Raw genomic sequence first — 15,383 nt, forward strand, 5'->3', positions numbered from 1 at the left:
TACTAATTGCCCGTGAGGCTTGACCATATAACACCCAAACAATTTGTGTGTTAGACGGTGAAGTCGACGAACCGAAAGTTCGTGTGAACCGCAAAGAAAATACCTGTCACATACCCGAATCGGGATGAGCGTGTGCGCAAGCCACGAGCATCCGAAAGAATTGCTTGACGACCATAGAGCGTTGGAACCACCTGATCCCATCCCGAACTCAGCAGTGAAACGACGCATCGCCGATGGTAGTGTGGGGTCTCCCCATGTGAGAGTAGGTCATCGTCAAGCACCTATCCCAAAACCCCCGATCAGCCTGGCTGGTCGGGGGTTTTGCTTTGGGGCGCGGAAAGCCGGGGTGATCCCATCCACGCCATTGCATTCCCCTTGTAGGAGCGCGCCCTGCGCGCGAATCGCGGGCAGGGCCCGCTCCTACACGTGAGGCATGGCCATGGCGATGGGTATCGCTTCGCTCAACGCCATCCTACGAGGGTACGTCCTGCACCCGTAGGAGCGGACCTTGTCCGCGATAGCCGGCGGTCCCGGCGCGATTCGCGGATGAGATCCGCTCCTACGCCGCCCCACCTGCGCCATTCCCCTGTAGGAGCGCGCCCTGCGCGCGAAATCGCGGGCAGGGCCCGCTCCTACATGGATCCTCTCCATGGCGATGGGTATCGCTGCGCTCAACGCCATCCTACGGGGCTGCATCCCGTAGGAGCGGATTCATCCGCGATCCGGCCGGCAGGCCGGTGGCCTCAGTTCAGCTCCACCTTCTCTCCCTTCGCACTCAACTGCTCGAACGCCTGGTCCAGGCGCTGGCGGAGTTGTTCCGCATCGGGCGTGCGGCGGGAGACGATGAGCTTGAGCGGCAGACGGTAGAGGGTGTCGTAGGCCAGCGGCGGCAGGCCGGCGGCGTTGCGGGCTTCTTCCACCGGGGCCTGGTAGTCCAGCAGGTAGTCGCCGCGCTCGCGCAGCAGCATCTGCAGCGCCGCGCTGTGGGTGCTGGTGCGGTGGACCTCCAGGTTGAGCCGCGGGTCGTCCAGCAGCTGCGTGGCGGGCCGCCAGTAGCTGTAGCCGCTGATCAGGATCACCCGGCTGCCGGCCAGGCCCTGGGGCAGGCGCGGGGCGGGATGGGACGCCAGGCGATAGAGGTTGAGGGTGACCTGGCCGAGCACGTGCTCGCACTCCAGGGTGCTTTCGGCCAGCTCGGGCTTGCCGGGCGCCCCGGCCCACAGTTGCACGCTGCCATCGCGCAGGCCCTGGTAAAGGCGGGCACTGGGTAAGGCGCGGAGTTCGGCGCGGTAGCCTGCCTGGCGCAGCAGCTTGCGGATCAGCTCGGCACCTTCGCCCTGGGTGCTGCCGTCATCGTCGGTATAGATGTACGGCGGGAACTCGTAATAGCCGACCGCCAGCGACTGGGGACCACCGGCCGGGCCTGGCAGGGCATGGGCCAGCGACGCCGGAAGCAGCGACGAGGCCAATGGGAACAGGAGTTTCTTGAGCATTGCTGCGCCGCACCTTTATCGTTCTTGTGTTGGTGTCTGCATTGAGCATGAGTCGCCAACCGGGGCTTGTCCAGTCCGCGGCCGGCAAAGCGGCGGCGACATTCAAGAGCTGCGACCGGCGGCACATGAGGCTGCCGGGGCGTGACCGCCGCGGGGCTATGCTTGAGGGGCAGCCGGCCCCACTCGCACCTGGCCGAGGGCTCCGCACATGCCACGCAAGGTCTTCTCCAGCAAGGTCTACCTGCACAAGACGGTCCTGGTGACCGGCGGCTGCTCGGGCATCGGCCGTGCGCTGGTCTTGCGCTTCGCCCAGGCGGGCGCCAGGCCGGTGATCCTCGACCTGGACCAGGCCGCGCTCGACAGCCTGGTGCAGCACCTGCAGCAGCACCTCAACGTCGAGGCCCTGGGGCTGCGCTGCGACATCACCGAACCCGCCGCGGTGGAGCAGGCCGTGGCCGTCGCCATCGAACGCTTCGGCGGCATCGACGTGCTGATCAACAACGCCGGCATCACCCACCGCAGCCTGTTCGCCGAGACCGACCTGAAGGTGTTCCAGCGGGTGATGGCGGTGAACTTCTACGGCGCCCTGCATTGCACCCGGGCGGCCTTGCCCAGCCTGATCGCCCGCCAGGGGCAGATAGTCGTGCTCAGTTCGCTGACCGGCTTCGCCCCCTTGCTCTATCGCAGCGCCTACAACGCCAGCAAGCATGCCCTGCATGGCCTGTTCGACACCCTGCGCATGGAGCTGGAGGGCACCGGCGTCTCGGTGACCCTCGCCTGCCCCGGCTTCACCGCCACCGACCTGCGCAAGAACGCCTTGGTCGGCGACGGCTCGGTTATCCGCCAGCCGGCCGTGGTGCTGGGCAGCGAAGTGGCTTCCCCGCGCGACGTGGCCGAGGCGATCTACCAGGGCGCCCTGCAGCGCAAGCGCCTGCTGGTGCTGTCCAACGTCAACTGGCGCGCGCGCATCCTGGCCCGTTACTGCCCCTGGTTGTTCGAGCGCCTGCTGGTGCCGCGCATGTCCGGGCTGAAGCCGAGCCGGCGCTGAGCGCTCCTGCGCTGCGCGGAGCAGACCTCAGGCTTCCTCGCGCTCCGGGCCGAGGATGTAGATGCGGTAGGCGGCGACGGTCAGCAGTAGCTGGAAGAAGCCGCTGAGGGCGCTGAGCGCCAGGCTGTAGCCGAGGGCGTTCTCGCTCAGTTGCTCGATCCAGCCCTGCAGGGCCCAGGTGGGGGCGAGGATCACCAGCACGGTGCTGAGCAGCAGGAAGAAGTGCCCGCCGGTGAGGCGGAAGCTCTCGCGCATGGCATCGATCGGGCGCAGGCCGCGCTTGACCAGCAGCACCTCGGCGAAGGCCAGCTTGATCATCACGTAGATACCCGGCAGCACCATCAGCGACAGGCCGATGACGATCAGCAGCGAACTCAGCGCCGAGAGCAGCGCGAAGGCCGGCCACAGGCGCAGCGCCGCGCGCCACAGCTCGCCGACGCCGCGCTGGCGGCCCTCGCCGAAGTCGACCAGGTACAGCAGCAGGCTGGCGGTGTAGATGGGGTAGAAGATCAACCCGGCGGCCATGCCCCAGGGCGCGAACTGCTGGGAATTGGCGGCCATGCTCAGCTGTTGCTGGGTGAGCGTCTCCAGGACGATCCAGGGCAGGCAGAGCGGCAGCAGCGTGCCGATGTGGCGGCTGAAGAAGTACCAGGTATCGCGCAGGATGGAGATGGGATTCATCGGCTCGTCTAGGGGACCAGTTGGCAATCGACTCTAACCCATGCCTGGCGGCGCAGACCAGAGTCCCCGCCAGCGTGGATGAAGAAGTTTTCATCGACCGGAACTTGTTTTTTCGCCGGCCGATCCAATCTAGTGATGCGTTCCCTCCCCCGGTGCTCACTCGAGGCCCCAGATGAATTCCGAAGAGCAAACCCTGATCGATGGCCTGTTCACTCGCCTGCAGGAAGCCGAGCGGCAAACCGCGCCGCGCGACGCCCAGGCCGAGGCGCAGATCAACCAGCACCTCGTGCGCCAGCCGGCCGCGCCCTACTACATGGCGCAGGCGATGCTGATCCAGGAGGCGGCGATCAAGCGCCTGGACCAGCGCGTCAAGGAACTCGAAGCCCAGGTCGCCAGCCTGCAGCAGAACCGCCCCAGCAGCGGCGGCTTCCTCGCCGGCCTGTTCGGCGGCGGCCAGCGCGAAGCAGCGGCGCAACCCCAGCAAGCGCAACAGCGCCCGGACGGCTGGGGCCAGACGCGCTTCTCCCAGCCCGGCGCCAATGCCAGCTACGCCAGCAACCCCAACGACTTCCGCCCCGCCGCGGCGCCCCAGGCCGCGCCGGCCCAGGGCGGCGGCTTCCTGCGTGGCGCCCTGCAGACCGCCGCTGGCGTGGCCGGCGGCATGATGGTGGCGGACCTGCTGACCAACATGTTCCACCACTCGCAGCCGCAGGAAATCGTCGAGGTGATCCAGGAAGAAGTCCCGGCCGAGCATTTCGACCCGCAATCCTCCGGGCTGGACGACTCCAGCCAGTCCTCCCTCGACGGTGATCGCTACGCCGACAGCGGCTTCAGCGACACCGGCTACGACGATGGCGGCTTCGCCGACGACTCCAGCTTCTTCGACGACGACGGCGACATGTTCAGCTGATCGATGGCCCCGCGCCGACGACGCGGGGCTGGCGGCGCGGCGGTGGGCTGCGATAATGCGCGTCCACCGCCTGATCCGGAGCCGCCGTTGAAAACCCTCGCCCTGTTCGCCGATGTGCAGAACCTCTACTACACGGTTCGCCAGGCCTACGGCTGCCATTTCAACTACGCCGCCCTGTGGAGCGAGTTGAGCCGCGAAGGCCGCATAGTCGAAGCCTATGCCTACGCCATCGAGCGTGGCGACCCGCGCCAGCAGCAGTTCCAGCAGATCCTCCGCAACCTCGGCTTCGAGGTGAAGCTCAAACCCTACATCCAGCGCAGCGACGGCTCGGCCAAGGGCGACTGGGACGTGGGCATCACCATCGACGTGCTCGACGCCGTGGCGCGGGTGGACGAAATAGTGCTGTGCTCCGGCGATGGCGACTTCGACCTGCTGCTGCAACGCGTCCGCGCCCAGGGCAAGACGGCCGCCGCCTATGGCGTACCGGGCCTGACCGCGCAGGCGCTGATCCGCTCGGCGACGCGCTATGTGCCCATCGAGGGCGAGCTGCTGCTGCGCCACTAGCGGCTACAATGCCGCCCATTCCACCTTCCGTTGCGTGAGTGCTCCATGACCTTCGCCGCCCTCGGCCTGATCGAACCCCTGCTGCGCGCCCTCGACGGCCTCGGCTACCAGAACCCGACCCCGGTGCAGGCCCAGGCCATCCCCGCCGTGCTCAAGGGCCGAGACCTGCTGGCCGCGGCGCAGACCGGCACCGGCAAGACCGCCGGCTTCGCCCTGCCGCTGCTGCAGAAGCTGCTGCAGGAAGGCCCGCAGGTGGCCGCCAACTCGGTGCGCGCCCTGGTGCTGGTGCCCACCCGCGAGCTGGCCGAGCAGGTGCACGACAGCTTCCGCGCCTATGGCCAGCACGTGCCGCTGCGCACGGCGGTGGCCTACGGCGGGGTGAGCATCAACCCGCAGATGATGAAGCTGCGCAAGGGCGTCGACGTGCTGGTGGCCACCCCCGGGCGGCTGCTCGACCTGTACCGGCAGAACGCCCTGAAATTCACCCAGTTGCAGGTGCTGGTGCTGGACGAGGCCGACCGTATGCTCGACCTGGGCTTCGCCCGCGAGCTGGAGGAGGTGTTCGCCGCGCTGCCGAAGCGGCGCCAGACGTTGCTGTTCTCCGCCACCTTCTCCGAGGCGATCCGCCAGATGGCCGGCGGCCTGCTGCGCGACCCGCTGTCCATCGAGGTGGCGCCGCGCAACACCGCGGCGAAGACGGTGAAGCAGCAACTGATCACCGTGGACAAGAAGCGCAAGGCCGAGCTGTTCCTGCACCTGCTGCACAGTCGGCGCTGGCGCCAGGCCCTGGTGTTCGCCAAGACGCGCAAGGGCGTCGACGAACTGGTCGGCGTGCTCCAGGCCGAAGGCATCGCCGCCGATTCCATCCACGGCGACAAGCCGCAGCCGGCGCGCCTGCGCGCACTGCAGCGGTTCAAGGACGGCGAGGTGGACTTCCTGGTGGCCACCGACGTCGCCGCCCGCGGCCTGGACATCGAGCAGATGTCGCTGGTGGTCAACTTCGACCTGCCCATCGTCGCCGAGGACTATGTGCACCGCATCGGCCGCACCGGCCGCGCCGGCGCCAGCGGCCAGGCCCTGTCGCTGGTGTGCGCCGACGAGGTGCAGCAGCTGGCGGCCATCGAGACGCTGATCGGGCAACTGCTGCCGCGCTCCGAAGAAGACGGCTTCGAGGCCGAGCACAGGGTGCCGCAGACGACCCTGGGCGGCCAGGTGCTGAAGAAGCCGAAGAAACCCAAGCAGCCCAAGGTGCCGGCCAAGCCGGGCAATATCCACCTGGGCGAGCTGCTGGCCGACAAGCCGCAGGTGAAGGCGGTGCGCAAGGCGCCGGGCTTCGCCAAGGCGCCGGGCGGCAAGGGCAAGCCCAAGGGCCGCTGAGGGCGCGAGGGGGTACGAAAGGCCGTGCCCCCGCTCAATCGAGGTTGTGGCCGATACGCCACAACACCCCGCTCGGATCATGCAGCGTGAAGTCCCGCATCCGCCAAGCCCGATCCTCCGGCTCCCCCAACTGCACCCCATGGCGCCCGGCGATGTCGATCTCGCGCAGGCGCTGCCACCAGGCATCGGCGTCCTCCACCAGCAGGTGCAGCATCAGGTTCTCGGCGAATTCCTTCACGTAGTAGTTCGGCAGCAGGAAGGCGCAGTGGTCGCCGTGATGGAGGTAGCTCAGCTCCTCCGAGCTCCACGGGTTGGCGAAGCCCAGGTCGCGGTAGAAGGCCTGGGACTGGGCGTAGTCGCGGGCCGGGACGAAGACTTTCAGTTCGACGCTGTTCAGCTTGCTCATGGCGCTTCCTTGTCGTGGCACTGGCCTCTGCCGGGCGGCTGCCGCGCAGTCTAGCGCAGGCTCAGAGGGCGCGCTGCATGTAGCGGTGGCTGGCCACGCCCGGTAGGTTGGAGTGGCGCTCGGCCTGCACCGCGAAGCCCAGGCGCTCGTACAGCGCCTGGGCCCGCGGGTTGGTCACCGACACGTCGAGGGCGGCCATGGGCAGGCCGGCGCGGCGGCCGCGCTCGAGGAAGTGGGCGACCAGTTGGCTGCCCAGGCCTTCGCCGCGCAGTTCCGGCGCCACGCCGAGGTGGGCGAGGTACAGCGTCCGCTTCGGTGGCGGGCAGATGATCCGCTCCAGTTGCAGGCCATGGCGGATCACCGTCGCCGCGCCCAGGCCGAAGAAGCCGAATATCTGCCGGCTGGCGGCGAGCAGGTAGCCGAGGTTGGCCTCGCCGCCGAAGACCGTGCCCACCGCCACCACCCGCCCGTCCAGTTCGCCTACCGTGTGCTGGCGCCAGCCGAACTGGCCGCCGCCCTGGACGAAGGCGTGGCGCAGGAAGTCCTGGGCGCTGTTGCGGCCGGGGCGGGCGAAGGCGTAGTCGAAGGCATCGGGGCCGGAGCTGTAGATCAGCGGGACGGCGGCGTCGACGTCCTCGGGGCGGGCCGGGCGGAAGCTCAGGGGCATGGCGCGGACTCTGCTGGGGAGAATCCGCAATCTAGCACTATGGTTCCAGCTTCAGCCAGCGCAAGGCGCCCAGGCCGGCGGCGCGGCCGCTGGCGAAGCAGGCGGTGAGCAGGTAGCCGCCGGTGGGCGCTTCCCAGTCGAGCATCTCGCCGGCGCAGAACACGCCGGGCAGGGCGTTGAGCATCAGCTGCTTATCCACAGCCTCGAAGGTGACGCCGCCGGCGCTGCTGATGGCTTCGTCCAGCGGGCGCGGGCGCACTACCGTCAGCGGCAGGGCCTTGATCAGCGCGGCCAGGCGCTGCGGCTCGGCGTAGTCGGCGGCTGTGGACAACTCGCGCAGCAGGCCGGCGCGCACGCCGTCCAGGCCCAGGCGGCCGCGCAGGTGGTTGGCCATGGACTTGGAGCCGCGCGGCTGGGCCAGGGCTTTCGCCACCTGCTCGATGCTGCGGTTGGGCAGCAGGTCGAGCAATACGCTGGCCGAGCCGTCGCGGGCGATGCGCTCGCGGATGCCGGCGGACAGCGCATAGACCAGGCTGCCCTCGATGCCGCCGGCGGTGACCACGAATTCGCCCTGGCGCGGCGCCTCGCCCTCCAGGCCCATGGCCACCGGCTTGACCGGCGCGCCGGCGAACTTGTCGCGGAAGAACTCGCTCCAGCCCGCCACCTCGAAGCCGCAGTTCGACGGCCGCAGGGGCGCGACCGCCACGCCGCGCGCCTGCAGCATCGGCACCCAGGCGCCGTCGGAGCCCAGGCGTTGCCAGCTGCCGCCGCCCAGGGCCAGCACGGTCACGTCGGCCTGCAGGGCCTGGCGCCCTTCGGGGCCGTCGATCAGCAGGCGGCCCTGTTCGTCCCAGCCCTGCCAGCGGCTGCGGGTGTGGATAACCACGCCGCTGTCGCGCAGGCGCTTGAGCCAGGCGCGCAACAGGGGCGCGGCCTTCATGTCGGTGGGGAAGACGCGGCCGGAAGTGCCGACGAAGGTATTTATCCCCAGGCCATGGATCCACTCGCGCAGGGCCTGGCTGTCGAAATCCGCGAGCAGCGCGCCGATTTCCGCGCGGCGCTCGCCGTAGCGGCCGACGAAGGCCGCCTGATCTTCGGAGTGGGTGATGTTCATGCCGCCCACACCGGCCAGCAGGAACTTGCGCCCCACCGAGGGCATGGCGTCGTACAGCGCCACGCGCACGCCGGCGCCGGCCAGCACTTCGGCGGCCATCAGGCCGGCGGGGCCGCCGCCGATGACGATGGCGCTGAGGGAGGGCAGGGAGCTGTGCTCGGTCATGGGCTGGGCATGGTCGGTGGAAAGGGCGCGCATTCTAGCCTAGCCGCTGGCGGCCGGGGCTGGTCAATTCGCCGGCGGCCGCTCGGGGGGCCCGGCGCGTGGGCTAATCACAGGTTTGTACCCAGGATATCCACAGGCGGCTCCACAGCTTTCGGGGACAACGTTGCCCCACGTAGGATGGGTGGAGCGTAGCGATACCCATCGAATGCAGCATGGGTTTCGCAAGCTCAACCCATCCTACGGGTGTGCTGGTCATATTTTGTTCGTTGGGCTGGAGGCCCCGTGAATACTGGGCTGCAGCGAATGCCCCGCAGTTTTTCCACAGGAGGTTCCACAGCATCCGTGGAAAAGTCGCACCTTTTCCTCCGAACGCTGTCTGGTCATCTTTCGTACATCCGGCTGCGGCCCAGGCCCGGCGTGGGCCAGGGCAGACTCCCCGCAGGTTTTCCACAGGTTGCTCCACAGTTGCCGTGGACAACTCAGCCCAGGCCCAGGCGCTGCCAGACCCGCTGCGCGCTGTGGTGGAGAATGCCGTGGCGCCGGGCCAGGGCCGTGCGGTCCTTGTCGTAGCCGCCGCCGATCACCCCCAGCACCGGGATGTCGCGGGCCAGGCAGCGTTCGATCACGCGCTCGTCGCGGGCGGCCAGGCCGGCGTCGGTGAGGTTCAGGTAGCCCAGGGCGTCGTCCTTGTGCACGTCCACCCCGGCGTCGTAGAGCACCAGGTCCGGCTGGTACAGCGGCAGCAGGTAGTCCAGCGCCTCGTCCACCACCCGCAGGTAGTCGGCGTCGCCCATGTGCAGCGGCAGGGGGATGTCCCAGTCGCTGTGCGCCTTGCGCGCGGGGAAGTTCTTCTCGCAGTGCAGCGATACGGTGATGGCGTCCGGCACCTGCTCCAGGATGCGCGCGGTGCCGTCGCCCTGGTGCACGTCGCAGTCGAAGATCAGCACGCACCCGGCGCGGCCGCTTGCCAGCAGGTGCAGGGCGATCACCGCCAGGTCGTTGAAGATGCAGAAGCCCGAGGCGTGGTCGTGGTGCGCATGGTGGGTGCCGCCGGCCAGGTGGCAGGCCAGGCCGTGCCTTAGCGCCAGCTCCGCGCCCAGCAGCGAGCCGCCGACCGCGCGCACGGTGCGCCGGGCCAGGGCCTCGCTCCAGGGCAGGCCGAGGCGGCGCAGTTCCTCGCGGCTCATGTCGCCGCTGCAATAGCGCTCGATGTAGCCGCGGTCGTGGGCCAGGGCGAGGATGTCCGCCGGGCAGGGCTCTGGGCGCAGCAACGCCGCGTCGCTGGTCAGGCCGCTGTCCACCAGGTGTTCCTTGAGCAGGCGGAACTTCTCCATGGGGAAGCGGTGGCCGGCGGGAAAGGGCGGGCTGTAGTCGTCGTGGTAGACCAGGGGCAACGGCATGGGGCAGGGCTCGGGCGGTTCAGCAGCAAGGGTAAGCCGGCCCCGCGGCCGGGCGCCAGGGCCGCGCATGGGGCACAATAGGCAGCTGACGAATCTTGCCGAGGCGAACCATGCACCTGCCCAGCCTGAGCACTCCGCGCCTGCTGCTGCGCCCCTGGCGCGATGGCGACCTGGAGGCCTTCGCCGCCCTCAACGCCGACCCCGAGGTGATGCGCCACTTCCCCGCCTGCATGGGCCGCGAGGACAGCGACGCCCTGGCCGCGCGCATCCACGCGCACTTCGCCGAGCACGGCTTCGGCCAGTGGATAGTCGAGCGTCGCGACGACGGCGCCTTCCTCGGCGTGCTGGGCGTACAGCACGTGGGCTTCGAAGCCGCCTTCACCCCGGCGGTGGAGATCGGCTGGCGGCTGAACCGGGCGTTCTGGCGCCAGGGCTATGCGCTGGAGGCGGCGCGGGCAGTGCTGGAATACGCCTTCGCGCACCTGCGCCTGACCGAGGTGGTGGCCTTCACCGTGCCGGCCAACCTGCCGTCCCAGGGCCTGATGCAACGCCTGGGCATGCGGCGTGATGCGGCCGCCGACTTCGAGCACCCGCGCCTGTCCCAGGGCCACGCGCTGCGCCCGCACGTGCTGTTCCGCATCAGCCGCGAGCAATGGCTGGAGGCGCAGACATGAATGCCGCCGACGCCGTGCGCGCTTACCACGCGCTGAGCTGCCATGCCCCGGAGCGCTTCGCCCCTGGGCCCGGCCAACTGGACTGGGCGACCCAGCCGGCGCCCTTCCGCCGCTACGCCGGGGCGCGGCCGATCGAATTGCTGCACCGCCCGCAGGAGGAATCGCCGGGCTACGACGGCGTGTTCGCCGGCCCCCTCGGCGAGCCCGCGCCGCTGGGCCTGGAAAGCGTCTCGCAACTGCTCTACGACAGCCTGGCGATCTCCGCCTGGAAGCAAGCCGGCGGCAGCCGCTGGGCGCTGCGCGTCAACCCCTCCAGCGGCAACCTGCACCCCACCGAGGCCTACCTGCTGTTGCCGGCCGGGGCTGTGGACAAGTCCGCCGTGCTGGCTCACTACACCGCCGACGAACACCTGCTGGAAGTGCGCGCCGAGCTGCCGTCCGAGCTGGCGCAGCAACTGCCCAGCGACGGCCTGCTGCTGGCGCTGGCCAGCATTCCCTGGCGCGAGGCCTGGAAGTACGGCGAGCGCGCCTACCGCTACTGCCAGCACGACTTCGGCCACGCGCTGGCGGCCCTGGCCATCGCCGCGGCCATCCAGGGCTGGGAAGTACGGCTGCTGCGCGCGGTGGACGAGCGCAGTCTGGATGCCGCGTTCGGCCTCGACCGCGAAGGTTTCCACGAGCGCGAAGCGGTGGATGCGTTGCTGTGGATAGGTCCGCCCCGGGACGGCGAGCCCCGTGTGCCCGAGGCGCTGCTGGGGGGACTGGCGGCGCTGGAACTGCAAGGCGCTCCGAATCGCCTCTCGCGCAGCTACCGGCACTGGCCGGAGCTGGAGCGCGTCCACGCGCTGTGCCGTGCGCCGGCGCTGGCTCCTGCCGATTGGCGCCTGCCGCGTGCCGAGACGACCACGGACAACCCCGGCCTGCCATTGCGCCCGATCCTCCACCGGCGGCGCAGCGCGCAGAGCCTGGACGGCCGCAGCGGCATCCACGCCGAACTGCTGCTGGCCTGGCTGAGCCGGCTGTTGCCGGAGAACTCGCCGGTGCCCTTCGCCTGCTCGGTCGAGCCGCCGCGCCTCGACCTGCTGCTGTTCGTCCACCGCGTCCAGGGCCTGGCGCCGGGGCTCTACTGGCTGGGCCGCAGCGGCCGCGCGCTGGGCGGGTTGCGCGGGGACTTCCAGTGGCAACGCACCGCCGACGACCTGCCTCTGTACCGCCTGCTGGAAGGCGACGCCCGCCAGCTCTCGGCCTTCCTCTCCTGCGGCCAGGACATCGCCAGCGACGGCTGCGTGGCCTTCGCCATGCTCGCCGACCTGGACGCCGCCCTGGCCGAAGGCCCCTGGACCTACCCGCGGCTGTACTGGGAGGCCGGGCAGATCGGCCAGTTGCTCTACCTGGAGGCCGAGGCCGCCGGGCTCTCGGGCACCGGCATCGGCTGCTACTTCGACGAGGCGCTGCGGGAATTGCTCGGCGAAGGACCGGACCGCCCGGTCAGCCTCTATCATTTCACCATCGGCCGCGCGGTATGGGACACTCGCCTGAGCAGTTCGCCCGCGTACCCCCAGCCGCGCCGCCCGCATCCCATTCGCAGTACCGATTCCGAGGAAACGTCATGACCCAGATCCTGGACAACCTGGTGGCTTTGCTGAGCCTGGAACCCATCGAGGAAAACCTGTTCCGGGGCATCAGCCAGGACCTCGGCTTCCGCCAGCTGTACGGCGGCCAGGTGCTCGGCCAGGCGCTGTCGGCGGCCAGCCAGACGGTGGAGCCGGCGCGCCACGTGCACTCCATGCACGGCTACTTCCTGCGCCCGGGCGACGCCAGCATGCCGGTGGTCTACCAGGTCGACCGCGTGCGCGATGGCGGCACCTTCAGTACCCGCCGCGTCACGGCGATCCAGAAGGGCCAGCCGATCTTCGCCCTGAGCACCTCCTTCCAGTACGACGAGGAGGGCTTCCAGCACCAGATCCCGATGCCCGACGTGGTCGGCCCGGAGAACCTGCCCACCGACCTGGAGCTCAAGCAGCGCAGCATCGCCCAGTTCCCCGAGCGTATCCGCGACAAGCTGCTGTACCCCAAGCCCATCGAGATCCGCCCGGTCACCCAGAACGACCCCTACGACCCGCAGGTCGGCGAGCCGATCAAGTACCTCTGGCTGCGCGCCGACGGCAAGCTGCCGGACGTGCCGGCGCTGCACAAGTACATCCTCGCCTACGCCTCGGACTTCGGCTTCCTCACCACTTCGCTGCTGCCCCACGGCCGCTCGGTGTGGCAGAAGGACATGCAGGTGGCCACCATCGACCACTCCGTGTGGTTCCACCGCGACCTGCGCGCGGACGAGTGGCTGCTGTACGCCATCGACAGCCCCTGGGCCGGCAACGGCCGCGGCTTCGTGCGCGGCAGCATCTTCAACCGCGACGGCCAGCTGGTGGCCTCGTCGACCCAGGAAGGCCTGATCCGCCGCCGCGAGGACTGGGCATGAAACCGGGCCTGATCCGCCACTGGGTGTTCGACATGGACGGCACCCTGACCCTGGCGGTGCACGACTTCCCGGCGATCAAGCGGGCCCTGGGCATTCCCCTGGAAGACGACATCCTCACCCACCTGGCGGCGCTGCCCGCGGCCGAGGCGGCGGCCAAGCACGCCTGGCTGCTGGAGCACGAACGCGAGCTGGCGCTGGCCTCCACCGCCGCGCCCGGCGCGGTGGACCTGGTGCGCGCGCTGCACGAGGCCGGCTACCGCCTCGGCATCCTCACCCGCAACGCCCACGAGCTGGCGCTGGTGACCCTGCAGGCCATCGGCCTGGGCGACTGCTTCGCCACCGAGGACATCCTCGGCCGCGGCGAAGCCCGGCCCAAGCCCAACCCCGACGGCCTGCTGCACCTGGCCGAGCGCTGGGGCGTGCAGCCCAGGGAGATGCTGATGGTCGGCGACTACCGCTTCGACCTGGAATGCGGCCGCGCGGCGGGCAGCTACACGGCGCTGGTCAACCTGGCGGAAAACCCCTGGCCGGAACTGAGCGACTGGCACGCCGTGGATTGCGCAGCCCTGGGACGCCTGGCCGGGGTGTTGGCGTAGGGCGAATAACGCTCCGCGTTATCCGCCGCTTAACGGCGATCCCCAGCGGCGCCGAGGTTGGCCTGGGCGCCGTCCGCCCTGCCGGCGGAATCGCGGATGAATCCGCTCCTACGGGGGAGAATGCCATGCCTCACGGCAACCTGTAGGAGCGGGCCCTGCCCGCGAAATCGCGCGCAGGGCGCGCTCCTACATTGGAATGGCGCCGGTGGTTCCGGCTATCGCGGACAAGGTCCGTTCGAAGTGCGGAGAAACGCCGTCGTAGGATGGGTTGAGCGAAGCGATACCCATCACCACGGCAGCATGGGTTTCGCAGGCTCAACCCATCCTACGAAGAGCGCCTCGGCGCGGTCAGCAAGACAGTTGCCCCTACTGGGCCGTGACGAGGTGCTCTTCGTAGGAGCGGGCCCTGCCCGCGATGGCTACAACTCCGGCGTCCAGGTCAGCGCCAGCAGCGCGGTGCGGCCGGCTTCCTTGTAGTGCAGGGTTTCGCTGGGGAAGCCCATGGGATCGGTCGGGCGCTGGTAGCTGGCGCGGGCGTAGTCGCGGTCCAGCAGGTTCTGCAGCTTCAGGTCCCAGCGCAGGGTTTCGCTGAACTGCCAACTGCCGCGCACATCGAGCACGCCGTAGCCGCCCAGGCGGTCCTGGTTGGCCGCGTCGGCGTAGCTGTTGCTCAGCGCGCGCCAGGTGCCGCCGACGCCGAAGGCGCCGAACTGGCGGTCCAGGTCCAGGCTCAGGGTGCGCCGGGCGCGGCGCGGCAGGGTATGGCCGGTGTCGCGGTCGCGCGGGTCGATGATGCTCAGGCCGAGGTTGGCCTGCCAGCCGAGGACCTCGCGGGCCAGGCTGGCCTCGAAGCCGTCGATGCGCGCCTTGGCGATGTTCTGCGGCATGTTGCTGGCGCTGTCCCAGGCGATCAGGTCGTCCACCTCGGTGCGGTACAGCGCGGCCTCCAGGTGCGTGCCGGCGAAGTCGCCGCGCCATTGCAGCTCGTAGGTCTTCGAGGTCTCGGCCTTCAGGTCCGGGTTGCTGGCGCCGGGGTAGTAGAGGTCGCTGAAGGTCGGCGCGCGGAAGCCCTCGCCGTAGCTGGCGATCCAGCTCTGGCTGGCGCCCACCGGCAGGGTGACGGCGGCGTTCCAGCTGTTCTGCGAACCGTAGCGCTCGTTGTCGTCGTGGCGCAGGCCCAGCTCGGTGGAGAAGGCCTCGCCCTTGAAGCTGTGCTGGGCGAAGAAGGCGTGGTTGGTGCGGCTGTCCTCGGCGAAGGCGGTGCTGCCCTCGACCTTGTCCTCGTACCAGTCCGCGCCCAGGGCGAGCTGGTTGCGCGCGTCCAGCTGCAGGCGGTTGAGCCAGCTGGCCGAATGCCGGGTGGTTTCCAGGGTGCCGTTGTTCCACACCTCGGCGGCGCCGACGGCCTTGTTGCGGTCGAAGCTGCGGCCCAGTTCCAGGCGGCTGTTCCACATCGAGGTCAGTTGGCCTTCGAGATAGCCGCTGTAGCTGCTGACGCGGAACTCGTCGTGGGGTTCGGCGGGGGCGTAGCTGTAGGCGTCGTCGTATTCGCTGTCGCCGCGCTGGTCGTTGAGGCTGAAGCCGGCCTTCCAGTCGTCGTTCAGGCGGTGGTCCAGGTTCAGGTGTACGGCCTTGTTGCGCTGGCCGTCGTGGTCGCTGTCGGCGCCGACGTTGTCGCGGGTGTAGTCGTAGCCGCGGCTCTCGTCGAGGCTGGCGCCGAGGTCGAAGCGGGTGCGCTCGTCGCCGCCGGCGAGGGAGGCGCTGCGCTGGAAGGGGCCGTTGCTGCCGGCGGCCAGGCGCACTTGCGGG

General features: G+C 69.5%; 15 protein-coding genes and 1 rRNA gene. 9 read left to right on the plus strand and 7 right to left on the minus strand.

The window, feature by feature from the left end; all coding sequences use genetic code 11:
• Positions 1-163: 163 nt before the first annotated feature.
• Positions 164-279 (plus strand): 5S ribosomal RNA (rrf, locus tag RN02_RS18315).
• Positions 280-743: 464 nt separating this feature from the next.
• On the opposite strand, the gene RN02_RS18320 is transcribed toward rrf, so the two are convergent.
• Positions 744-1,493: a substrate-binding periplasmic protein gene (locus RN02_RS18320; protein WP_009615677.1), complete on the minus strand. Its 750-nt coding sequence runs from the start codon at positions 1,491-1,493 to the stop codon at positions 744-746.
• Between the two features lie 208 nt (positions 1,494-1,701).
• On the opposite strand from RN02_RS18320, the gene RN02_RS18325 reads away from it, so the two are divergent.
• Entirely contained in the window at positions 1,702-2,541 is an 840-nt protein-coding gene (locus tag RN02_RS18325; protein ID WP_043315738.1) for an SDR family oxidoreductase, read from the plus strand.
• A gap of 27 nt (positions 2,542-2,568) precedes the next feature.
• On the opposite strand, the gene RN02_RS18330 is transcribed toward RN02_RS18325, so the two are convergent.
• Entirely contained in the window at positions 2,569-3,222 is a 654-nt protein-coding gene (locus tag RN02_RS18330; RefSeq protein ID WP_043273363.1) for a YciC family protein, read from the minus strand.
• 172 nt (positions 3,223-3,394) lie between these two features.
• Here RN02_RS18330 and RN02_RS18335 point away from each other — a divergent pair, with 172 nt between their 5' ends.
• The 3 genes from RN02_RS18335 to RN02_RS18345 all read left to right on the plus strand — a co-directional run bounded on the left by RN02_RS18335 (position 3,395) and on the right by RN02_RS18345 (position 6,073).
• Entirely contained in the window at positions 3,395-4,132 is a 738-nt protein-coding gene (locus RN02_RS18335) for a DUF2076 domain-containing protein (RefSeq protein ID WP_043315740.1), read from the plus strand.
• A gap of 87 nt (positions 4,133-4,219) precedes the next feature.
• On the plus strand, positions 4,220-4,696 hold the full coding sequence (locus RN02_RS18340; protein WP_043273362.1) for a LabA-like NYN domain-containing protein: 477 nt from the start codon (positions 4,220-4,222) through the stop codon (positions 4,694-4,696).
• Positions 4,697-4,741: 45 nt separating this feature from the next.
• Entirely contained in the window at positions 4,742-6,073 is a 1,332-nt protein-coding gene (locus RN02_RS18345) for a DEAD/DEAH box helicase (protein ID WP_043315744.1), read from the plus strand.
• A gap of 34 nt (positions 6,074-6,107) precedes the next feature.
• Here RN02_RS18345 and RN02_RS18350 read toward each other — a convergent pair whose 3' ends face one another.
• From RN02_RS18350 to RN02_RS18365, 4 genes are all read right to left on the minus strand, one after another.
• Positions 6,108-6,479, minus strand: coding sequence for a VOC family protein (locus tag RN02_RS18350; RefSeq protein ID WP_043315749.1), 372 nt, complete (start codon positions 6,477-6,479; stop codon positions 6,108-6,110).
• A gap of 61 nt (positions 6,480-6,540) precedes the next feature.
• A complete protein-coding gene (locus RN02_RS18355; protein WP_043315752.1) occupies positions 6,541-7,146 on the minus strand; it encodes a GNAT family N-acetyltransferase in 606 nt (201 codons plus the stop codon).
• Positions 7,147-7,183: 37 nt separating this feature from the next.
• Positions 7,184-8,425 (minus strand): TIGR03862 family flavoprotein, encoded by a 1,242-nt coding sequence (locus RN02_RS18360; protein WP_082033832.1) that lies wholly within the window; start codon positions 8,423-8,425, stop codon positions 7,184-7,186.
• Between the two features lie 479 nt (positions 8,426-8,904).
• Positions 8,905-9,825 carry a histone deacetylase family protein gene (locus RN02_RS18365; protein ID WP_043315754.1) on the minus strand — a complete coding sequence of 307 codons (921 nt, stop codon included), beginning with the start codon at positions 9,823-9,825 and terminating at the stop codon, positions 8,905-8,907.
• A 110-nt stretch (positions 9,826-9,935) separates the two neighbouring features.
• Between RN02_RS18365 and RN02_RS18370 the strand changes: the two genes are divergently transcribed.
• From RN02_RS18370 to RN02_RS18385, 4 genes are read left to right on the plus strand one after another with little or no spacing between them, the layout of a single operon-like run.
• Positions 9,936-10,499, plus strand: coding sequence for a GNAT family N-acetyltransferase (locus RN02_RS18370; RefSeq protein ID WP_043315757.1), 564 nt, complete (start codon positions 9,936-9,938; stop codon positions 10,497-10,499).
• Positions 10,496-12,112 (plus strand): nitroreductase family protein, encoded by a 1,617-nt coding sequence (locus RN02_RS18375; RefSeq protein ID WP_043315759.1) that lies wholly within the window; start codon positions 10,496-10,498, stop codon positions 12,110-12,112. Before RN02_RS18370 ends, RN02_RS18375 begins: the two co-directional genes overlap by 4 nt.
• Positions 12,109-12,978 carry an acyl-CoA thioesterase II gene (gene tesB, locus RN02_RS18380; RefSeq protein ID WP_009615691.1) on the plus strand — a complete coding sequence of 290 codons (870 nt, stop codon included), beginning with the start codon at positions 12,109-12,111 and terminating at the stop codon, positions 12,976-12,978. The genes RN02_RS18375 and tesB overlap by 4 nt, the downstream gene beginning before the upstream one ends.
• A complete protein-coding gene (locus RN02_RS18385; protein WP_043315762.1) occupies positions 12,975-13,574 on the plus strand; it encodes an HAD family hydrolase in 600 nt (199 codons plus the stop codon). Before tesB ends, RN02_RS18385 begins: the two co-directional genes overlap by 4 nt.
• Before the next feature lie 419 nt (positions 13,575-13,993).
• On the opposite strand, the gene RN02_RS18390 is transcribed toward RN02_RS18385, so the two are convergent.
• Positions 13,994-15,383, minus strand: a 1,390-nt coding sequence (locus RN02_RS18390; protein ID WP_043315768.1) for a TonB-dependent receptor domain-containing protein, incomplete at its 5' end; no start/stop codon positions are given.

It is taken from the genome of Pseudomonas sp. PI1 (assembly GCF_000812405.1).
In the GTDB taxonomy this organism is placed as follows: domain Bacteria; phylum Pseudomonadota; class Gammaproteobacteria; order Pseudomonadales; family Pseudomonadaceae; genus Pseudomonas; species Pseudomonas citronellolis.

What these genes read in the sequence shown, in the direction of transcription:
- RN02_RS18350 (WP_043315749.1), bottom strand. Translation starts at nt 6,479, where the DNA reads ATGAGCAAGCTGAACAGCGTCGAACTGAAAGTCTTCGTCCCGGCCCGC.
- RN02_RS18335 (WP_043315740.1), top strand. Translation starts at nt 3,395, where the DNA reads ATGAATTCCGAAGAGCAAACCCTGATCGATGGCCTGTTCACTCGCCTG.
- RN02_RS18365 (WP_043315754.1), bottom strand. Translation starts at nt 9,825, where the DNA reads ATGCCGTTGCCCCTGGTCTACCACGACGACTACAGCCCGCCCTTTCCC.
- RN02_RS18320 (WP_009615677.1), bottom strand. Translation starts at nt 1,493, where the DNA reads ATGCTCAAGAAACTCCTGTTCCCATTGGCCTCGTCGCTGCTTCCGGCG.
- RN02_RS18355 (WP_043315752.1), bottom strand. Translation starts at nt 7,146, where the DNA reads ATGCCCCTGAGCTTCCGCCCGGCCCGCCCCGAGGACGTCGACGCCGCC.
- RN02_RS18360 (WP_082033832.1), bottom strand. Translation starts at nt 8,425, where the DNA reads ATGACCGAGCACAGCTCCCTGCCCTCCCTCAGCGCCATCGTCATCGGC.
- RN02_RS18325 (WP_043315738.1), top strand. Translation starts at nt 1,702, where the DNA reads ATGCCACGCAAGGTCTTCTCCAGCAAGGTCTACCTGCACAAGACGGTC.
- RN02_RS18370 (WP_043315757.1), top strand. Translation starts at nt 9,936, where the DNA reads ATGCACCTGCCCAGCCTGAGCACTCCGCGCCTGCTGCTGCGCCCCTGG.
- RN02_RS18345 (WP_043315744.1), top strand. Translation starts at nt 4,742, where the DNA reads ATGACCTTCGCCGCCCTCGGCCTGATCGAACCCCTGCTGCGCGCCCTC.
- RN02_RS18375 (WP_043315759.1), top strand. Translation starts at nt 10,496, where the DNA reads ATGAATGCCGCCGACGCCGTGCGCGCTTACCACGCGCTGAGCTGCCAT.
- RN02_RS18385 (WP_043315762.1), top strand. Translation starts at nt 12,975, where the DNA reads ATGAAACCGGGCCTGATCCGCCACTGGGTGTTCGACATGGACGGCACC.
- RN02_RS18330 (WP_043273363.1), bottom strand. Translation starts at nt 3,222, where the DNA reads ATGAATCCCATCTCCATCCTGCGCGATACCTGGTACTTCTTCAGCCGC.
- tesB (WP_009615691.1), top strand. Translation starts at nt 12,109, where the DNA reads ATGACCCAGATCCTGGACAACCTGGTGGCTTTGCTGAGCCTGGAACCC.